Source organism: Pelagicoccus sp. SDUM812002 (assembly GCF_031127835.1).
Classification (GTDB): Bacteria; Verrucomicrobiota; Verrucomicrobiia; order Opitutales; family Opitutaceae; genus Pelagicoccus.
In genome coordinates this window covers 1-18,548 of record NZ_JARXHX010000033.1, presented here as the reverse complement: position 1 = coordinate 18,548, position 18,548 = coordinate 1, and the positions used below count along the sequence as shown (strand labels likewise).

Sequence of the window (18,548 nt, the reverse complement as noted above, 5' to 3'; positions counted from 1 at the left end):
TGACGGTTTCCTATCGCCGGAACGCCATTATGGTAGGCGTGGAAGATGGCTTCGAGTATTCAGAGGACCTTCGAGATTGGACGGAGCTCTCTGGATTTGCGGCTCCTGTATCAGATTCGCAGGTCGAAATCGTGTCGGATGTCTCGGTGGAGGAACGGCGGCTTGTGGTTTCCCTAAGCGAGGACGTAGAGGCAGCTTTTGTGCGGCGTATCGCGAAGGAGGAGTAGGAGACAGTAAGGAAGAGGTTATTGTATAAGTAAAATGAATACTATCCAAGATGCATTCTCTCAAAAATATGATAAGACGCAACTGCACAAAGATATCGATAGCGATCCTGCTAGCAACGGTCGTAAACGCCTTCGCTGGCAACTTCATGATGCTGGCCGCTAGCAATACGCATAAGGCTGACGTCATTGTGTACGGCGACGCTGCAGTCGGCGTCTCTGCCGCGGTTCAGGCGGCTAGAATGGGCAAGTCGGTGATTCTCGTTTCGCAATATGGCCACCTCGGCGGCCTGACCAGTAGCGGCTTGGGTTGGACGGACATCGGAAACTCGTCGATACTCGGAGGCATTTCCCGCGAGTTTTATCACCGGGTTTACCTTCACTACCAAGATCCTGCTGCCTGGTCGTCGGTTGAGGCGATGGAGCGTTTCCCGAAACGCGGCCAAGGCGCTCCCACGTTTGACGGCGCCACCCAGCTCGCTTCGGTCTTCGAGCCCAAGGTTGCTGAAAAGATCTTCGAAGAACTCGTGGCCGAGTCCGGCGTCCAAGTCATCGAGGGCAGGTTGAATCTCAGTGACGGAGCCGATAGGGAAGGGGCGCGGATCAAAGCCATCCGCTTGGAGGATGGCACGGTTCTCGAGGGCTCCATGTTTATCGATGCCAGCTACGAGGGCGATCTGCTTGAGGAGGCAGGCGTTAGTTTCCAGGTTGGGCGGGAAGCCAACGAAGAATATGGCGAAACCGGAAACGGTATCACTGGCGCCCTTCCCACGAACCAGTTGCCCGACGGAATCGATCCGTATGTCGTGCCGGGCAATCCGAAGAGCGGTCTGCTGGCAGGCGTCAATCCGACGCTTGGCGGAGAGGTGGGTGATGCCGATCATCGCCTCCAGGCGTTCTGCTACCGGATGGTCTTAACCGACGACCCGGACAGTCGTACTATAATCGACAAACCGAAAACGTATCAAGAAGCGGACTACGAAATCCTTTTTCGGGCCATTGAGGCGGGTCAGGACAGTGGTTTTTTCAAGACGTCTCCCATGCCTAACGCCAAGACGGACTCGAACAACGCCAGTGGGATATCCACCGATTATATTGGGATGAACTACAGCGAGCTCGCTCCGGATCACCCGGATTACTGGGACTGGACGACCTTATCACATGAAGAACGGGAAGCGGTCGCTGCGAAGCACCGAGACTGGCAGTTGGGGTTGGTCTGGACCCTGCAAAACCATGATCGCATTCCGGAGGGAATCAGGACGGAGCTGGCGCGCTGGGGGTTGCCGAAAGACGAATTTCCAGACAACGGACACTGGCCCTACAATCTTTATGTACGGGAAGGCCGCCGCATGATTTCCGATGTCGTGATGACCGAGCGGCATTGCCGAGGCAGGGAAGTCGTACATGATTCGATCGGCAAGGGAGCCTACACGATGGATTCCCACAATACCCAGCGGTTTGTCAGCAATGGCATGGTTAAGAATGAAGGCGACATTCAGGTAAGCCTGGGAGGGGAGCCGTACGCGATTTCCTACCGGGCCATCATTCCCCGCAAGGGAGAATGCGAAAACCTGCTTGTGCCCTGGTGCCTCTCTTCTACCCACATCGCCTTCGGATCCATCCGGATGGAGCCGGTCGGGATGATTCTCGGGCAGAGCGCCGCTACGGCTGCAAGCCTAGCGATCGATGAGGGCGTATCTGTCCAGGACGTGGATTATGATAAAATGAAGGAGCAGCTTATTGCTGACGGACAACGTCTATAGCCATGCTAGATTAGCGTACATATAGGAACCTAAACCACGGGGGTGATTTTTCAGGATCCGAAGAGTCGATCATCAAGGTATCCGGCGATCAAGTACAAGTGCGAAAGTTCGTTAGCTATGGCGAGGCTTCTTGGAGATTTTTGAAACGGCTGGGCTAACGGTATTTATCAAGAATCCCGGTCTGCAAGCGGTTCGCGCTTTGGACGCGAATGGAATGCCATTCGCGGAAGTTCCCTTCGACGTCTAGGAAGGCGTGGTCTACGTTGTGCTGGAGGGAGCGAGCGTGCCACCTTCTTGAATACCCCGTACGCCAGCGGCGGGGATGCTCTACTGGTGTAGAAGAAAACCGGATACTATAGACTCCTTTGGTAGGGTGCGGCGCTTGCGCCGTCCCGCGTCTTGGAAAGGTTGTTCCTAATTCGAAAGGCTCGTGATGAAGTGGATGTGGGAGCGTGCTTAAGCAACCTCTGAGGGATTCGTAGGCAATGTGGGACGCCGCGAGCGGCGCGCCCTACGTTGCTAGGTGTGGCGCACTAATCGCGCACGGGCAGGGAGTCGCCGTCGACCCAGTAAGAGGGAACGAGGACTTGGCGTGGCAGCTCCGGCTTGCCGCGCGAGTGGTGGCGGATGCTTTGATCCATCAAGTTTACGCTCTGGAAGGCGATTTCTTCGAGCTGCTGCTCCATGCCGGCGATACAAAGGTTTCGCGAGTCTCCCAGATACGGGGCTCCATTGAGGTGCAGGCAGGCAAAGGCGAACTCTTCGGGCACCTTGATACCCGCTTCTACAAACGTCGCGCATTGGCCAATGTGGAACCCGATAACGCAGTCGGGCTTGCTCTTTTTGGCCCAAGAGACAAGCGCGTCATGATCCGTGAATGATCCGAAATAGGGAGGGATTCGATCTTTAGGTTCACAATACACTTCGATGAGTCCCAACGCGGCAGAGATGCGGGACTCGTCGTCTTCGAGAAGAGGGTCGTGTCTACCGAGCGCAAATCCGATGCGCTTGTATCCGCGGTCTTTCACTTTCTTGAAGATGAGCTTCATCGCTTGGAATATGTTTGGCCGAACCGTGTCGAAGGGAAGGGGCTCGAGAAAGCGTCCGCACTGGACCACGGAGAAATCGTCCCAATTAAAATCATCGCGGAACGAACCTTGCGGAATGGGGCCCATGAGGATGATCCCCTGTACGCCTCGGTTATATAGGGTAAGGGATGGGTTGGCGTATTTTTCGAGGCTTTTTGCGTCGATCGTGCTGAGCGTGTATCCGAGTTGTTCCGCACGAGTCCTCAGCTTTTCCCGGTAGGACGAGTCCTTATCCATGAAGTCCAGCAGGGCCAAGGGAATACTCAGCGGCGTATCCGATTCCCGGAAACGCTTAGAAGCCAGGGAGGACAACATCGGGTTGGGTCGGTAGCCCATTGCTCGGGCGGTTTCCTTCACTTTTTCGGAGAGCTCCTTTGAAATGGTTCCGGTATCTCTCAAAGCGAGGGATACGGCGGCTGTCGAAATGCCGAGCGTTTTGGCAATGAGCTTTTGAGAGGGTCTTTCCATGGACGTGTTCTTTTGGGTGGCGAGCGGTTTTGGGAGGGGCGCTCGAGGGTACCAGATAAGGTTGCGGTAACCTGCTTCTTTACCAAGTGATTTCGGAAGTAAACGAATTTATTTTTTAAGTTTTCGTTCATCGGTAGGGTGGTGACATCGTCCCGTTACGAGCCCCCTTTTAAGCGTAGCTCAAGCTCGACAGAGTTTCGAAAGCTCCGGTAGTACGACCCAATTTTACATGACCATATCTCCGCCACCGAAATTTGTTTGGTACAACTCCCATGGAGAGGGGAGGAATCGTTTCGCCTACTTCAGGAGGAGCTTTGAGCTCGATCAAGTTCCCTCCGAATTCGGGCTATGCCTGTTTTCGGACACAGTCTACCAGCTTTTTGTGAACGGGCAGTTCGTGCAGTTTGGCCCTGCTCGTTTCGACGTTCGTAATCCGCAGTTCGACGAAGTGGATATAGCATCCTATTTGAGGGAAGGCCGCAATGTAGTGGCGGTTTTGGCGAAGTCTTTTGGATGCAAGACCTTTAAGGACAATTCGGTTCGGGGTGGATTTGTCGCATGGGGTGAGCTTCCGACCGGAAATGGCTCCCACGTGAGCTTCGCCACGGGTGAACGGTCAGAATGGAAAGTTCGCAAGTGTGACGCCTATGATTCGACAGCCCTGAAAATGAGTTTCGCCCTCGATGCCATTGATATCTTCGATCAGAGCAAAGACTTAGAAGGTTGGAACGAGGCCGAATTTGATGATCAGGGTTGGGCTGCGCCGACCGAATTGGAGTCTCAGGATACCTGGGGGGAGCTTGAGCCACGCTCGATTCCGTTCATGAATTTGACGGAGGTGCCATACGAGATCACTCGTCCGGTCAGCCCCTTGTCGCCGGCCGAAAAGGTCTATGGCTTTTCAGTCGAAGGCTCTCACTTTCACGGTGAGGAGCATATCTTCGAAGGTAGAAACAAAATGTCGATAGGAGTATCGACTTGGATCTATTCGCCGAGGCAACAAAGCGTCGTGGTGGGGCTCTTCTGGGGCAGCTATTACTTAAACGGCGAGGAGTGCGATGATGGACTGTGTGTCGATGGGTTAAGAAAGAACACGAGCCTGCCGCTTCGGGAAGGCTGGAACTCCTTCTTTGCCTCCGAGCTTTTCTTGGACGACTGCCTCACTTTCTTGATGGGCATTCCACAGGCAGCGGAACTGCAGCTGTCTCCAAATAAAAAGTACAACGATGATGTCGCATGGGCACGCACTCAAGTGCTACCGCCTGAAACGCTTGAAGCTCGATTGGAGAAAAAGGTACCACAGCCGTTGGATGACAGTTTCGATGCAGATGGCGGATGGGTCGAAGTTAGTATTCGGGAAATGGATGCGAATCCAGCTCGAAGATCCATGTGGGATTCGTATGCTCCGCCTTTTTCGGAAATCGATTCGGAGCAGCTTGAAGGGCATCTGTTTCCGATCGAGGAGTATCCCCAGGGCTTTTCCTTATTTCTTGAGTTCGAATCGATGGAGCTTGTTCTGCCCCGGATCACGATTTTAGGAGCCGCCGGTGCCACCATCGACTTCGCTTACAGCGAGCATTTGAGCGAAGACGGCTATCACCTCGATCATACTATCGTATACCAGGCGGGTGATCGCGTACTAGCGAACGATAACGTGGTCAGTTACATGTCGAGTCAGCCGCGCGGAGCTCGCTACATGAGGATAACGGTGAGGGGCGCCGCGGAGGACGTCCGAATAAAGTCGTTGCGCTTTCTTTCAGGCCGCTACCCGGTCCAGCGCTTGGGTCGGTTTAGTTGCTCAGATGCCTTGTTGAGCGAAGTCTGGACCTTTTGTGAACGAACGCAGTACGCAAACATGGAAGATGCTTTCGTCGACTGTTCTGGGCGTGAGCGCGGTATGTACCTTCGTGATACCATCATCCAATTTCACAACACGTTAGTGGCATGCGGGGACACCAAACTGATGGGCCGCTGCATGCAGTTGTTTGGACAGTCACCAGATGAGACAGGTAAGTTTCGTGCCGTTTACCCAAACAAGGGAGACTACACGATTGCTGACTTCGCCATAGAGGCGATCGACGGATATTGGCAGTATTATTTGAATACGGGCGATATCGAACGGCTGCGGAGCGATTGGCCTGCGATGCTCGGCAGCATTGCATGGTTTAACGATCTATCCGACGAGCGCGAGGATGGACTCCTCGACGCGGATTGGCCTCAGTTGCGCGAGGTTAACGCGCATTACGGCGGTTTGCATGGAGACAATGGTGTCGAAGATTCGCTGATGGACAAGACCGGTCCTAGTGCCTGTCTGACGTTTCCTTATATCAAAATGCTTAGCAGCGCTGCTGAAATAGCCATCGCCCTAGGGAAGCCGGAAGAGGCGCAGGAGTTCGAGGTTCGAAGAACCCGGATCACCAAGAGTGCTCGGGAGCTGCTGTGGAACTCGCAGAAAAGTTGCTACAATGACAATCTAACGGGTACCACTCAGTCTTACCACGCAAGTATACTCGCAGTTCTGGCGGACGTAGCTACTCCCAGCCAAATCGGCGCGATTCGCAATCGATTCCGATCCGAGTTTACTAATGTATTCATCAATGGATACGATCCCGAAGATGGGGCACATTTTAGTCCTGCTTACTCGTTCTTTATCTTTCAAGGTTTGTACAAACTGGGTCTGGCTGACTTAGCTGAGTCGTTTATCAAAGAAGGGTGGGGCTGGATGCTCGCGAACGGGGCTCCCACAGCCCTGGAGTTTTTCAGGAAGACGGCGAGCCATTGCCACGCTTGGTCTGCGAGTCCGATGTACTACCTTTCGAAATACGCGCTTGGGGTTAGCTTTCCGAAAGCTCCTGACCTCAGCCAAGTGAAGATCGATATCCAATCTGATCTTGATTGGGCGAAGGGTACGTATCCAGTTCCTGGAACTGACAAAGTTATCGCGGTCGAATGGAAGCGGAACTCCGAAGGGATAATCGAAGCGGTCGTACAGACTCCAGCCGGATTCGTTCTCACTTGGGATCGGTCTCGGATGTCGGTTCGCCAAATCCACGCACCATCGGAGGAGCCTGCAAGCGATTGCCTAGCAGCGCCGCGAAGAGCAGTCTAGAGCCTGCGAGGCCGTTGCCCTAGTCTGCCATCTCGATAATGATTTCGATTGGGCCGAATGTTTCAACGGCCACAGTGAACCCGTCACCGTTTAGGGCGCTGGTGGCTTTAGTCGGTTGACCGTTGACCGTTATGGATTTTGGAAGGGTTCTTGCGCCGAATAGGATGTCTCCAGATCCGTGCAGGCGGTAGCGGACAGTATGTGGATCGATCTGCGTTGCCGACTCGAGCGCTGCCATGCCGTTTAGTTTACCAGCGATGCCGAGGCAGGCAGTTCCGCCTAATACGGGTGCATATGAGAAAAGCTTGGCTTCAGCGGGTGGTACGCTGCTGCTCAGTATCTCATCCGTTGTGAAGTAATGGATGGATTGCTCAGCGTGGTCGAAAACGGAATACTCTTTTGATGCTCGATCAGATAGCTCCGAAAGGCTTACCTGTCCGGATCGATCTTGATCGGTCTCGCAGTTGAAGAACGCAATTGCTCCGAAACCGTCTCGGTGTTGGTTGACGACTGCGAGCAATTGTTCGCTCTCCCGAGGGTCTCGGAAGAACTGGCGACCTATGGGTTTCCCGGCTTGGGAGAAACGCAGTATTCGGTTTTCTCCGACAACGAGTTTATCGAGTAGGGCGTGGTCGGTGAGTTCCGGCTTGTCGCTGATATAGATAGGACCTCCTGATATAACGCGACCGATGGCGTGCATCATGGCGTTACGTTGGTAGGTCTGGAACATGTCCCAATCGGGAACGCAGAAGTTGCTGGTGAAGGCTGAGTTGAAGACGTTTTGCACGATGTGGTGAATCTGGGCGGCATCGTCTTTTTTTGGGTAAAAATCGCCTGAGTTTCTGACTAGGTTTCCGGACGAAAGTTGAAAGTAGATCTCGCTGCTCTGGCTCATGCAGTGCAGGAGGTTCCCGTCCAGCTTTTCGCCCGCAGCGGCTTGCAGGCTTTCATGGTAGGAGTCGCGAATTGCGTTTTCTGGCAAGTCTTCTCGGCGGCTGAACAACTCGAGTTGGGCCTGGTTGTCGACCTTCACGAGGTTGATACCTTGCTGTGAGAGCTTCTGGTAGTAGTCCTGGAAGAATTCGCCGATTCCTTCGCGAGCGACGTGCACGCGTTTTTCGATGGCGTACTGCTCGGGCCAGCCTGCGAAGACTTTCATTTGCCCAAGAGTGGTTTCGAGCGGGTAGCGGTCGGCGAGAGGACCTTCCGGGTCGATCCCGCCCCAGTAGCCTTGTAGCGTGTGCCAGACTCCGATCCAGCGCAGTTGATGACGCTCCCTTAATGTGTTGGTTAATTCGCCCAGTCCATCCGGAAAGCGTTCTGTGTTCGTAGAGAAAGAATTTAATCCCCAGTTTTCGGATACGTCCTGCCACCCATCGTCAATTATGAGGAAGCCGGGAGTGTGGCCATCGTTCTGAAATTGAGCGAATCCGGCCTCGATTTTTTCTGCTGTCACCTCGCGATAGTAGGCGTCCCAGGTACACCAACCGAGCGAATCGATAAAGTCAGGGGCTGCTTTTTCTTCGCGGAGACGGAAAGTGTCTAGCTTCTGCCGAGCGACTTTGATGGAAGAGGCGATCAGCTTGATCGGGTCAGTGCCGTGGGAGAGAAGGAAGGCCGGGGCGGCCTCGCTGCCCGCTGTCTGATCGGAACGGAGGCCTGCATGGAGTCCGTTGTCCACGTAGAGCCGTCCGCGCTGGTTGGGAGTGGGGAGCGGTAGGAGAAGGACGCAGCTTCCGTCCCGTTGTTGAGCCATGACGAAACCTAGGTCTTCGCCGGGTTTGGTGTCAGACAAGGAATCGAGGTCGTCGTACCAGGTCGGGGTCATCCAGAACACGTTGCTGCGCCCGGCAATGTAGAAACTCTTCGCGTCGGGAAAGTTCAGTGAACCGAGGTCGAAGTCTCTTTGTTCATGAACAGGTTGTGAGAGGACCCAGTGTTGGTTGCCGTCTTCGGCGACGTGTTCCCATTCTAGGGTGTCAGAAAATCCAGTGATAAGCATAGCAACAGAAAGTATAGTGTTCATGGGTCGTTGGGGCGGGGGGTCTGATGTCAATCAATCGAGAGTTGCGTTTCGATCAGCGTCAAAGTGTTTCAACGGATTTACCAAATGCGAATTCGAGGCTATTTTGCCTTTTCAATTTTTTGTCTGCTCAACTTTGACCCCTATTTCTTCCATGACCCAAAGACTACGAGTCGGAATTCTAGGCTGCGGCGTGATCGCTCCGGCCTATCTCAAAAACTTGACCGGTGATCTTTCCGCGCTGGTTGACATTTCTGCCTGTGCGGATCTTGACCATAAGCTCGCTCAGAAGCTCGCGGAAGCCCATGAGATAAAGAAAGTGCTGGGTGCCGAAGCGTTGCTGGCGGATCCCGACATCGACCTTGTTATCAATCTAACGCCAGCTCCCGTACATTTTAAGACGAGTCTGCAGATCCTAAATTCCGGGAAGCATCTGTTCACGGAAAAGCCGCTTTCGTTGAGCCTGGCTGAGGCTCGGGAGCTTTTGGATACGGCTGAGCGTAACGGCGTACAAATCGGCGGAGCGGCGGATACCTTTCTTGGAGGATCCTTTCACCACTGCTCTAAGCTTATCGCGGAAGAGGCTATTGGTTTCCCTGTCGTAGCCCATGCTTTGATCTCGGTGGGGACTTACGACTCGAAGCGCTATCATAAGGTATTTTCCGGAGCCTTGTTGGATCTAGGGCCGTATTATTTTACCGCGATGGTCATGCTTTTCGGCTCTGTCACGCGCGTATCCGGAATTGCAGACATCCGTTTTCCCGAAAAGGTAGATAAGAGTTCAGGCGAGACCTTCACGCTGGATAGAGCAAGTACGGCGATAGCTAGCGTATCGTTCGAAAGTGGAGTTGTCGCTACGGTGATTGCTTCCGAGGACGTGCACGGCTACTTCCCGAGCGTCGAGGTATTCGGCCGAAAGGGCCGCATGGCTCTGAGTGACGCGAATATGTACGGTGAGTCTATACGCGTTGAGACCTATGCTGAAACGCGTAAAATCTCAGCGTCCAGTGATCATGGGTACACTTCGAAGGGACGCGGTCTCGGTGTTGCCGAGATGGCATTAGCCTTGAGGGAGGGACGAACTCCGCGGAGTAGCGGGGCGTTGATGTATCACGTTCTCGAGGCAATGCTAGCGGTTTACGAATCCTCGAATTCAGGATCTCATGTTAAAATCGAAAGTCGGGTGCCAGCGTTCGAGCCGCTTAGCGAGAGCGAGCTGAATTCGATCTTAGGCAAATAGAAAGTCAGGAGCGATGAGTTTGCCAAAAATTGGATTGATCGGAATCGTTAAGGAGGACCTAGAAGCAGACCTCTGGCGTACGCTTGAACGGGTTTCTAAGCTTGGATACGAAGGAATCGAATTGGATGCTCGGGAGTTTGAGCGGCAGGGAATGAAACCGAGTGAGCTTTCGAACCGTCTTTCGGAAATCGGAATCGAGTTGGTTACCGCTCATTGTACCAAGTATTCGTATTTGGAACATGGGGACGCTCTAATCCAGCAGGCCGCTGAAATGGGAAGCCAGCACCTTTGTATTGCTTGGGGCCCTACGGAGTCGGCGGACCAGCTTTCATCCGACGCGGAGCTGTACAACGAGATGGGTGCGCGGTGCCGCGAGTTGGGCATGGCCTTGACTTACCACAATCATGATCACGAGTTCGCTCGAATGCCGGATTCGCGTAAGCGGTACTTGGATGCTTTGATGCAACTTACCGATCCAGATCTGGTTCGTCTGCACCTTGATATTGCGTGGGCCACTTTTGGGGGCGTCGATGCACTGGCTTACGCTGAACTCTACGCGGATCGGATCGCGGTGCTGCACATGAAGGATTTGCAAGGATTGGAAGTAGGCTGCGAGACGGCGGGTGGCTCCCGAGAGAAAGCGCGTTTCTTAGAGGTGGGTGATGGAATCGTTCCTTGCGCGGAAATGGCTGAATTCGCGGTGCGGGTCGGCATCAATTGGTTGGTGGTCGAGCAGGATCGCCCTGCAGTCTTGTCGCCTTGGGAGAGTGTGGGCCGGAGTCTGGGCAACCTGCAGTTGATGCTTAGGCCAGCTGTAGGAAATCGGGTTGAGAGGTAGCGTCCTCTCATATTTTCGTGAATCCAAGGCTTTCCATAGATAACAGCATCACCCTCAACGACGGGAGTGAGATTCCGCAGCTTGGCCTTGGCGTCTTTCAAATCGCTGAAAGAGAAGTGTGCGTGAGAGCTGTGCATGCAGCTCTAGATAGCGGCTATCGTCACATTGATACAGCCGTCGGGTATCAGAACGAAGAATACGTGGGGCAGGCTCTGAAGGAGTCGAAGGTCGATCGAGACGAATTGTTCGTCACGACGAAGTTCATGCCTGATGCCAGAGATGGCGCGAGCGCTCGAAAGGCTGTCGAAAAAAGCCTGAGAGCGCTGCAGGTCGAATTCGTCGACCTTTATCTAATTCACTGGCCCATGCGGGAAGGTACGGAGAAGGCGTACGAAGCCATGCAGCGCTTACGGGAGGAAGGAAAGCTTAGGTCTATCGGAGTGAGCAACTTCACTGTCCGACGTTTCGAAGAGCAGTTTTTTAGGCGAATCGGTGAAGTACCAGCGGTTAACCAGTTCGAGCGTCATCCCTACTTCCCCAACAATGAACTCATTGATTATTGCCGAGAGAAGGGAATTCAGCCAGAGGCATATTCTCCGCTCGCGCAAGCGAACGCCTTGAAAGATCCGACGCTCGTCGAGATTGGAGAGACGCACCAAAAGAGCCCCGCTCAAGTGCTGATTCGTTGGCACCTACAACAGGAGATTGTGGTTATTCCCAAGTCATCCAACCCGAAGCGTATTCGTGAAAATGTGGATGTGTACGATTTTCAACTATCTGCAGATGAAATGGAACGAATTGCGGCTCTAGACAAAGCGGAGTCAATCATAACATGTCGGCCAGAAGACGACTGGTTTTAATCCGAATCTCTTTTGCGAGACGCCTCTCTGCGCCCGGCTTCCAGTGTGGCTTGAACATCGACGACCTGTTTCGTCTCCGCGGATTCAAAAGCCGAAAACAGCAGAGCCATGAGCTGAAGGTTTGTGGCGAGGTTTGTGGGATGCTCTGAAGTGCACCCTTCGATCCAGTCGATGAATGCGGTTAGAAGGAATTCTGTACCCAAATTTGCCTGACAGTTAGAAAAGTCGCCCAACTTTTTTTCTTTTAGGCTTTCTTTTGTCCAACCCGTGCCGTGCACGGTTTTCAGGCGCTGCTGATCCAATAGCAATGCCCCCTCGCTGCCGTCGGCCCTCAGATACTCTTTTCTCCAAACGTTGATTCCAGCCTTCACTGTCCACGATCCCTCCAAAACGCAGCAAACGCCGTTGTCCATCTCAAAGGAAACGACTGAATTCGGAAACCCCTTAAAAACCGAATCAGGCGAGCGATAGGCCATGTGGTGTACTCGAACGGGTTTGCCACCCGCGCAAGCGCGAAGTAACTCCAATAAATGGATACCGCCTTCGTTCAGATAGGGATAAGGAACGTCTACTCGGTATTTTGCGTTGCTCTCGTGATTCCAGCTCATGCGCCCGAACAAGTATTCAATTTTGCCAGCTCTCCCTTCGGCTAAGGCCTCCTCAAAGGCTCGCTTCTCGCTTTCGAATCGCGCGCTCATGTTGACAGCGGCCTTCACTCCTGCGCGTTGAATTGCATTGTGGATACGCCAGCAGCTCGCCATGGAGTCACTGAGCGGCTTCTCGATGAAAAGGTGAGCTCCTGCAGCGGCGGCGGCAAGGCACGCTTCCTCATGCGCGAAATAGGGCGTTGCTACAATGACTAGGTCAGGCTTCAATCCGAGTGCGGGGGCGAGCGAAGCGAAGCCGGCAGTGACGCTTAGTCCCAATGACTGGAGGGCTGCGTTGCGACGGTCAACGTTGGGTTCGACCACCGCGATCGGCTCGACGCGCGATTGGACCATCAATTTGAGCAAAGCTCCGTTGGCGTAGGCTTCGAAACCGTGTGGTCCGGCTCCTGCAAGAAGGACACGAATGGACATTTGATGCGGTTATTCTATTTGCCCGTACGATAGCAGTTCGATGCCTCGTTCGCGAATCAGTTGGGCAACAATGGGGCTGCAGCAGGCGTCGGTAAATCCTTGGCGTTCACTTGCCACGCGCGCCCCTTGTGCTTCGCAAATGCCGCGCATCTCTGGGCCATCGAAAGCGGGGTGGTCGATCAAGATCCACTTGCCAGGGGCGAGGTCTTTCAAGCTATTGATGATTTCCGAGGTGACATCTGAGGAGTCGGATTTCGGGTTGCGGCTAACGTTTTGGAATCCAGCGGCGAAGGGGTCTAGCGATAGGCTGTATTCGTCGGCTAGATACTGGCAGAGGGAGTTGATTTGCGGATCCGCATCGTTGCAGCCCATGTGATAGCTGAGGTGATTGAGCTGCGGGATGTTCGCTTGGCAAAGCTCGATTTGAGCGCGGAATTCAGTTTCGACTTCGTCGAGCTTCCAATCCGTGTTGCGCAGGCATTGATCGCCTGGGAAGCGTGGCCAGATAAGGGGCAGAAGAAATCCTTGCGAGTCCGTTAGGCTCGGGCAGTGGGTGAGTGGGCGCCACTTGACGTTGGGCCACTCGGAGGTGAGGGTCAGATGGACACCGACATCGCATCCGGTCGGCAGATCCTGGGTCAATGTGACGGCCTCCGGAAACCATGAACAAGGAGGCATAATTTCCACGGAGCGCACAATGCCTTCGCGGATTGACTTCAAGCAAGCGAGGTTGGCTGCGTGACTGGAGCCTAGGTCGTCTGCTCGAACAAGCAGTTGGATATCGGAAGTCATGAGTAGTAGGAAACAGGATACTCGTTTTAGTTCAGTTTCACAGGTTCGCCCGAGGCGGCGCTAAGGTAGATCGCGTCGAGCAATTTCATGACAAGTAGTCCCTCCGCTGCAGTGGCGGTGTGCGGACGATCTTCGATAATACAATCCACGAAATGGTGCATGCCACTGAGTGGCCCTTGGGTTCCTCCTTTGATTTCGATATCGAGTTTGCTGCCGTGGGAGTCGGTGTAGAGGAAACTTCTGAAATCGTAGGTCCCGTCGATGTTATTTTGGGACAGGCCGCCTTTGTTGCCAAGCAGCGTTGTTTCCATAGTCTCTTCCTTGATGTGTCCCATCCATGAGGCCTCGATCTGAAGGCTGGCTCCGTTTTCGAAGGTGATTTGAGCGGAGGCGAAATCCTCGACGTCAAACTCCTTTTGGGCGGCGTCGGCCTTCTGTTTGCCAAGGACATTGCTGGATGTTGCCAAAACGTAGTTAGGTTTTGGATATTCCATGAGCCAAAGGGCCAGATCGAGACGATGTACTCCGAGATCGATGAGAGGGCCGCCGCCTGCGAGGCTCTTTTTTCCAAACCATCCGCCGAAGCCAGGCATGCCGTCGCGTCGCAGCCAACGGCTTCGCCCCGCGTAAACGTCGCCAATGGCTCCTGATTCGACCTGTTGCTTTAGGGCCCAAGAGGTCGGGTTGAAGCGGTAGGAAAAGTTTATCATGAGTCGCCGGTCCGCCTTCTTTGCGGCGGCAATCATCTCCTCTGCTTCCTGGGCGTTGAGGGCGACTGGTTTTTCGCAGAAGACGTGGGCACCGTGCTCGAAGGCTTGGAGGGCTATTGGCTTATGCAGGCTGTTCGGAGTGGCGATGCTGACGATGTCTAGCTGTTCTCCAGCGAACAGCTCATCGACCGACTGGTAGCGGTTTGGGATCTCGTGTTGGTCTCCGATATCCTGCAACCGCTTTTCGTCTAGGTCCACGAGGGCTACGACGGTAGAGTTTGGGTGGTCGTGGAAAGCCTTGACGTGGTGTCTGCCCATGCCGAGGCCGATGACGGCGCATTTTAGCTGCTTCATTTAAGGGGTCAGGAGCTATTGTCCTTTGATGCCGGCTGCGCCGAATTCAGAGCTTTTCTCGGAAAGTGTCTCAAGTGGCTCGGTGTTGGGGGCAACATTCGTCGGTGTGTTGACGAGTGGCTTAGCCCAGTGCACCGCGTTGCGGATTACTTTTTGAACGTCCTTGTTGTGGTAGCTTGGATACGTTTCGTGGCCCGGGCGGAAGTAGAATACTTTTCCATTTCCACGGGTCCAGGTAGCACCGCTGCGGAAGACTTCGCCGCCCTCGAACCAAGAGATGAAAATGAGCTTTTCCGGTTCTGGAATGTCGAAACGCTCACCGTACATCTCCTCGTTGGGCAGTTCGAAGTATTCGCCGATTCCTTGGGTGATGGGATGTCCGGGGGCGACGTTCCAAAGCCTTTCCTTTTCGGCAGCCTCCCGCCAACGCAAGGAGCAGTTGCTTCCCATAAGGGCTTTGAAGATCTTCGAATAGTGGCCGGAGTGGAGGACGATTAAGCCCATGCCGGCGAGTACGCGCTGGCGTACTTTTTCCACGATTTCATCGGATACTTCGGCGTGGGCGCAGTGTCCCCACCAGATCAATACATCAGTATCTTTCAGCACGGAGTCGCTTAGCCCGTGCTCTGGCTCGTCCAAGGTGGCGGTGAGAGTGGCAACTTGGGAGTCGTTGGCGAAGGCCTCGGCGAGCGTTGCGTGAATACCTTCAGGGTATACTTTTTGAACCGCGGCGTTGGTCTTCTCGTGGCGGAACTCGTTCCAGATGGTGAGCTTGATTTTTTCAGTCATGATAGAAGGGGTGCGTTTTTAGTGGTATTGCCTGCGCTTGAATAGGTGCGCTCTAGTTAATTCGTTAAATTGAGCCGGTTCGGCTCCGAGATCTAAAGTCCGAGGGACTGACGCCCGTCTTTTGTTTAAACTGTCGCGAGAAAAACGGTGTATCTCTAAACCCGAGAGCCTGAGCGATTTGATCGATATTGAGAGTGCTTTCCAACAGCAGTCTTTTGGCTGTTTCTAGGCGTTGCAGGATGGAGAAGGTTCTCGGTTGGGTATTTGTTAGCTTTGTGAAGCGCCGACGGTATTGCGAGAGAGATAATCCCGCTTCTTTGGCGAGAGTCTCCGTAGGGGCGCATTCGTAGGGACGTTCCTTTATTCGCTCAACTTGAATTCTAATAATTTGGTCGCGGGGGTCTTCAGGTCCAAGCTGCCAGTCTCTCGCGAAAATAAGAAAGATCTTGGCTGCCCAATCGCTGGCCTCGACGTTTTGGGAGCGAGGAATTTCAGCAAGGTAGCGAGCCATCTCGTGGACTAGGCTGAGCCTACGGAGCTCGGTAGGACGGTTTCTAAAACGCTCAAGCAAGCCAGTTGCTTCGGCCTCTTGTGTGATCGTAAAGTGCAAGCCAATATTGCGCATGCCAGAAGTGTCGTGCCGTTCCGCATAGATTTCGTCGCCAGGGAACAGCAACACGGCAGTACCTGCGGATATCGGAACGACCTTTCCATTTATCCACATTGAAGCAGGTCCCGAGAGGGCGATCCAAAGGTTGTAGTAGTTAGGAAGTTTGGCACGCCAGTTCCAACCAGGTGGGTTGTTGTGCAAGACCAGGCGGTCGCAGAGGGATACTCCAAGTTCTTTGATTTGATCAAAATTCATAAAGTGACTCGAAAATGCAAGAGATGGGGGTTGGGGTCCATTCCTAATGCACGGGGATTTCTGCTATAAAGTTGCCATGACAAAAGACGTTCGTGTCGGTATTATCGGTTTGGGAAATATGGGCAGTGCCCATGCTAGAATGATCGCGGAGGGCAAGGTTCCGGGGCTGCGCTTAGCTGCAGTGGCAGATGTGCGTGCTGAGGTTGCAGAGAAGTTTCCGGAGACAACATTTTTCGAATCGGGAAGTGAGTTAATACGCTCCGGATTGGTAGACGCAGTGGTGGTTTGCACTCCTCACTTTGACCATACTCGATACGGTATCGAATGTTTGGATGCAGGACTGCACCTGCTCGTGGAAAAACCGATTTCTGTGCACAAGGCAGATTGCGAGCGCTTGATCAAAGCGAGCGAGGGGAAGGATGTGGTGTTTGCCGCAATGTTCAACCAACGAACGGATCCCGCTTATAAAAAGCTCAAGCATTTGATTGAGAGTGGGGAATTGGGTGAGATTGAGCGGGTGCAATGGACCATTACTGATTGGTATCGCCCCGACGTTTATTATTCATCGGGAGGATGGCGCGCCACTTGGGCGGGCGAAGGTGGCGGAGTGCTGATGAACCAGTGCCCGCATCAGCTCGACTTGTGGCAGTGGCTCTTTGGCATGCCTGAAACGATTTGGGCGGAATGCCAAATCGGGCGTTTTCACGACATCGAAGTGGAGGACAGCGTGACGGCGGTCATGAAGTATTCAGACGGCAAGCGCGGGGTATTGATTACCACCACAGGTGAAGCTCCGGGCACGAACCGTCTAGAGGTCGCTTGCTCTCGAGGCCGTGTTGTTTTGGAGAACGGAAAGATAGAGTGGTTGCGTAACGAGGTTGAAAATCGAGAGTTTTTGAGGACCACGAAAAACCATTTCGGCAAACCAGACCTGTGGCGTATCGAAATTCCGTTTGAGAATACCGGCGAGCAGCATCTCGGCGTTTTGAAGAATTTCGCCAAAGCGATTCTCGAAGGCGAGACGCTGATCGCTCCTGCCGCGGAGGGAATGAATTCGGTCGAGTTGTGCAACGCCATGCTGCTCTCGTCGGCGGAAGGGGCGGAGGTGAGATTGCCGATGGATAGCGTTCGTTACGAAAGACTGCTCAAGGAACGGATCGCGGCATCGAAGCCGAAGGAAAAAGTGGATGAACAAGGAGCGGTGGACAGTGAAGAGTTTGCCAAGTCATTTTAAGAATTAAGTAACGATTAAAAACGAGAGAACGAGAACATGCCTAAATTAGAGCAATTTGGAGTGATCCTTTACACCTTGAGGGATTTTGTGAAAACGCGTGAGGACGCCTTGGCGACTTTTGATAAAGTATCGGAAATTGGATACAAGTCCGTGCAAGTCAGCGGACTGTCTGCTGATCTATTTTCGGAGGAGGAGTTGGTGGATACGCTCGGTGAGCGGGGATTGTCTATTTGCGCAACTCACGAGTCCGGCGACGAAATTTTGCACCAAACCGAGAAGGTGATCGATCGGCTAAAGAAGTTGGGAACGCGTTACACCGCTTATCCATTTCCTGCAGGGATAGATTTTTCAAATGAAGAGTCGATGGATGGCTTGATCACTGGATTGAACGAAGCCGGACGTAAGATGGCGGACGCGGGGTTGGTGTTGTGCTATCATAACCATCACCACGAATTTCAGCTTAGTCGCGGGAAAACAATCCTGCAGCGTATATACGAAGAAACAGACCCTAGGTTCCTACAAGCTGAGATCGATACCTTTTGGGTGCAGCGCGGTGGCGGATCGCCAGTGGGTTGGTTGCGTAGCTTGAAAGGGCGGTCACCGCTCTTGCACATGAAGGACTACCGCTTGAAGCCCGAATCGCTCGACGCAGATTATGCGGAGATTGGAAACGGCAACATGGATTTCGTGGAAATCGTTAAGGCTGCGGAGGCGGCGGGCTGTGAGCATTACATAGTCGAACAAGATACCTGCCCGGGGGATCCGTTTGATTCTCTATCCCAAAGTTTTGAATACATTCGAGATAATCTTGTCTGGTAGCTAGTAGGTGAAGGCTGGTCTTCATTGGCCAGCCTACTTTTGCTCTTTGGGTCGAGCGAGAGGATTGATCAACCGATTGATTTCAGTAGCGGTTTGCGTCAGCAGTCGGGTGTGGGGTTGGATCGGGCTTACGCGGTGCGGCGCAAGCGCCGACCCTACGATGTTGTGTGTCGGGCGAATCGATTCTGCGAGAATTGTAGGGCTGTCGCTCGCGACATGCCGCGTTGCAAGAGGCTATTCGGGATAAGCCGCTGGGCAGTGAGGCGCGGCGCGAGCGCCGACCCTACAGGGTT

15 protein-coding genes are annotated in these 18,548 nt (G+C 53.6%); 8 read left to right on the top strand and 7 right to left on the bottom strand.

Translation table 11 applies throughout. The features are described from left to right. A partial coding sequence (locus QEH53_RS22695; RefSeq protein ID WP_309025526.1) for a hypothetical protein occupies positions 1-227 on the top strand: 227 nt, incomplete at its 5' end. Positions 228-295: 68 nt separating this feature from the next. Continuing rightward, complete coding sequence (locus QEH53_RS22690; protein ID WP_309025525.1) at positions 296-1,987, top strand: FAD-dependent oxidoreductase; 1,692 nt, start codon at positions 296-298, stop codon at positions 1,985-1,987. 533 nt (positions 1,988-2,520) lie between these two features. On the opposite strand, the gene QEH53_RS22685 is transcribed toward QEH53_RS22690, so the two are convergent. Next, positions 2,521-3,543: a LacI family DNA-binding transcriptional regulator gene (locus QEH53_RS22685; RefSeq protein ID WP_309025524.1), complete on the bottom strand. Its 1,023-nt coding sequence runs from the start codon at positions 3,541-3,543 to the stop codon at positions 2,521-2,523. Between the two features lie 229 nt (positions 3,544-3,772). Between QEH53_RS22685 and QEH53_RS22680 the strand changes: the two genes are divergently transcribed. Beyond that, positions 3,773-6,652 carry a hypothetical protein gene (locus QEH53_RS22680; protein WP_309025523.1) on the top strand — a complete coding sequence of 960 codons (2,880 nt, stop codon included), beginning with the start codon at positions 3,773-3,775 and terminating at the stop codon, positions 6,650-6,652. A 19-nt stretch (positions 6,653-6,671) separates the two neighbouring features. On the opposite strand, the gene QEH53_RS22675 is transcribed toward QEH53_RS22680, so the two are convergent. Next, positions 6,672-8,678 (bottom strand): Sip1-related alpha-galactosidase, encoded by a 2,007-nt coding sequence (locus QEH53_RS22675; protein ID WP_309025522.1) that lies wholly within the window; start codon positions 8,676-8,678, stop codon positions 6,672-6,674. Positions 8,679-8,829: 151 nt separating this feature from the next. On the opposite strand from QEH53_RS22675, the gene QEH53_RS22670 reads away from it, so the two are divergent. Genes QEH53_RS22670 through QEH53_RS22660 form a run of 3 tightly spaced genes read left to right on the top strand, consistent with a single transcriptional unit; the run spans position 8,830 to position 11,613 of the window. Beyond that, positions 8,830-9,915: a Gfo/Idh/MocA family oxidoreductase gene (locus tag QEH53_RS22670; RefSeq protein WP_309025521.1), complete on the top strand. Its 1,086-nt coding sequence runs from the start codon at positions 8,830-8,832 to the stop codon at positions 9,913-9,915. 13 nt (positions 9,916-9,928) lie between these two features. Then, the gene (locus tag QEH53_RS22665) at positions 9,929-10,753 is read left to right on the top strand and encodes a sugar phosphate isomerase/epimerase (RefSeq protein ID WP_309025520.1); all 825 of its coding nucleotides are present in this window, start codon (positions 9,929-9,931) and stop codon (positions 10,751-10,753) included. A gap of 17 nt (positions 10,754-10,770) precedes the next feature. Continuing rightward, on the top strand, positions 10,771-11,613 hold the full coding sequence (locus tag QEH53_RS22660) for an aldo/keto reductase (RefSeq protein ID WP_309025519.1): 843 nt from the start codon (positions 10,771-10,773) through the stop codon (positions 11,611-11,613). Here QEH53_RS22660 and QEH53_RS22655 read toward each other — a convergent pair. The 5 genes from QEH53_RS22655 to QEH53_RS22635 all read right to left on the bottom strand — a co-directional run bounded on the left by QEH53_RS22655 (position 11,610) and on the right by QEH53_RS22635 (position 16,202). Beyond that, the gene (locus tag QEH53_RS22655; RefSeq protein ID WP_309025518.1) at positions 11,610-12,692 is read right to left on the bottom strand and encodes a Gfo/Idh/MocA family oxidoreductase; all 1,083 of its coding nucleotides are present in this window, start codon (positions 12,690-12,692) and stop codon (positions 11,610-11,612) included. The two genes, QEH53_RS22660 and QEH53_RS22655, sit on opposite strands and share 4 nt — an antisense overlap. A 9-nt stretch (positions 12,693-12,701) precedes the next feature. Further along, positions 12,702-13,484, bottom strand: a complete 783-nt coding sequence (locus tag QEH53_RS22650) for a ChbG/HpnK family deacetylase (RefSeq protein ID WP_309025517.1) — start codon at positions 13,482-13,484, stop codon at positions 12,702-12,704. A 26-nt stretch (positions 13,485-13,510) separates the two neighbouring features. Then, the gene (locus tag QEH53_RS22645) at positions 13,511-14,548 is read right to left on the bottom strand and encodes a Gfo/Idh/MocA family oxidoreductase (protein WP_309025516.1); all 1,038 of its coding nucleotides are present in this window, start codon (positions 14,546-14,548) and stop codon (positions 13,511-13,513) included. Between the two features lie 15 nt (positions 14,549-14,563). Beyond that, positions 14,564-15,337, bottom strand: coding sequence for a ThuA domain-containing protein (locus QEH53_RS22640; protein WP_309025515.1), 774 nt, complete (start codon positions 15,335-15,337; stop codon positions 14,564-14,566). A gap of 64 nt (positions 15,338-15,401) precedes the next feature. Further along, positions 15,402-16,202, bottom strand: a complete 801-nt coding sequence (locus QEH53_RS22635) for a helix-turn-helix transcriptional regulator (RefSeq protein ID WP_309025514.1) — start codon at positions 16,200-16,202, stop codon at positions 15,402-15,404. Between the two features lie 76 nt (positions 16,203-16,278). On the opposite strand from QEH53_RS22635, the gene QEH53_RS22630 reads away from it, so the two are divergent. Both QEH53_RS22630 and QEH53_RS22625 read left to right on the top strand, forming a co-directional pair. Beyond that, positions 16,279-17,436 (top strand): Gfo/Idh/MocA family oxidoreductase, encoded by a 1,158-nt coding sequence (locus QEH53_RS22630; protein ID WP_309025513.1) that lies wholly within the window; start codon positions 16,279-16,281, stop codon positions 17,434-17,436. Between the two features lie 36 nt (positions 17,437-17,472). Next, positions 17,473-18,255, top strand: a complete 783-nt coding sequence (locus QEH53_RS22625) for a sugar phosphate isomerase/epimerase (RefSeq protein ID WP_309025512.1) — start codon at positions 17,473-17,475, stop codon at positions 18,253-18,255. The last annotated feature ends 293 nt before the right edge of the window (positions 18,256-18,548 follow it).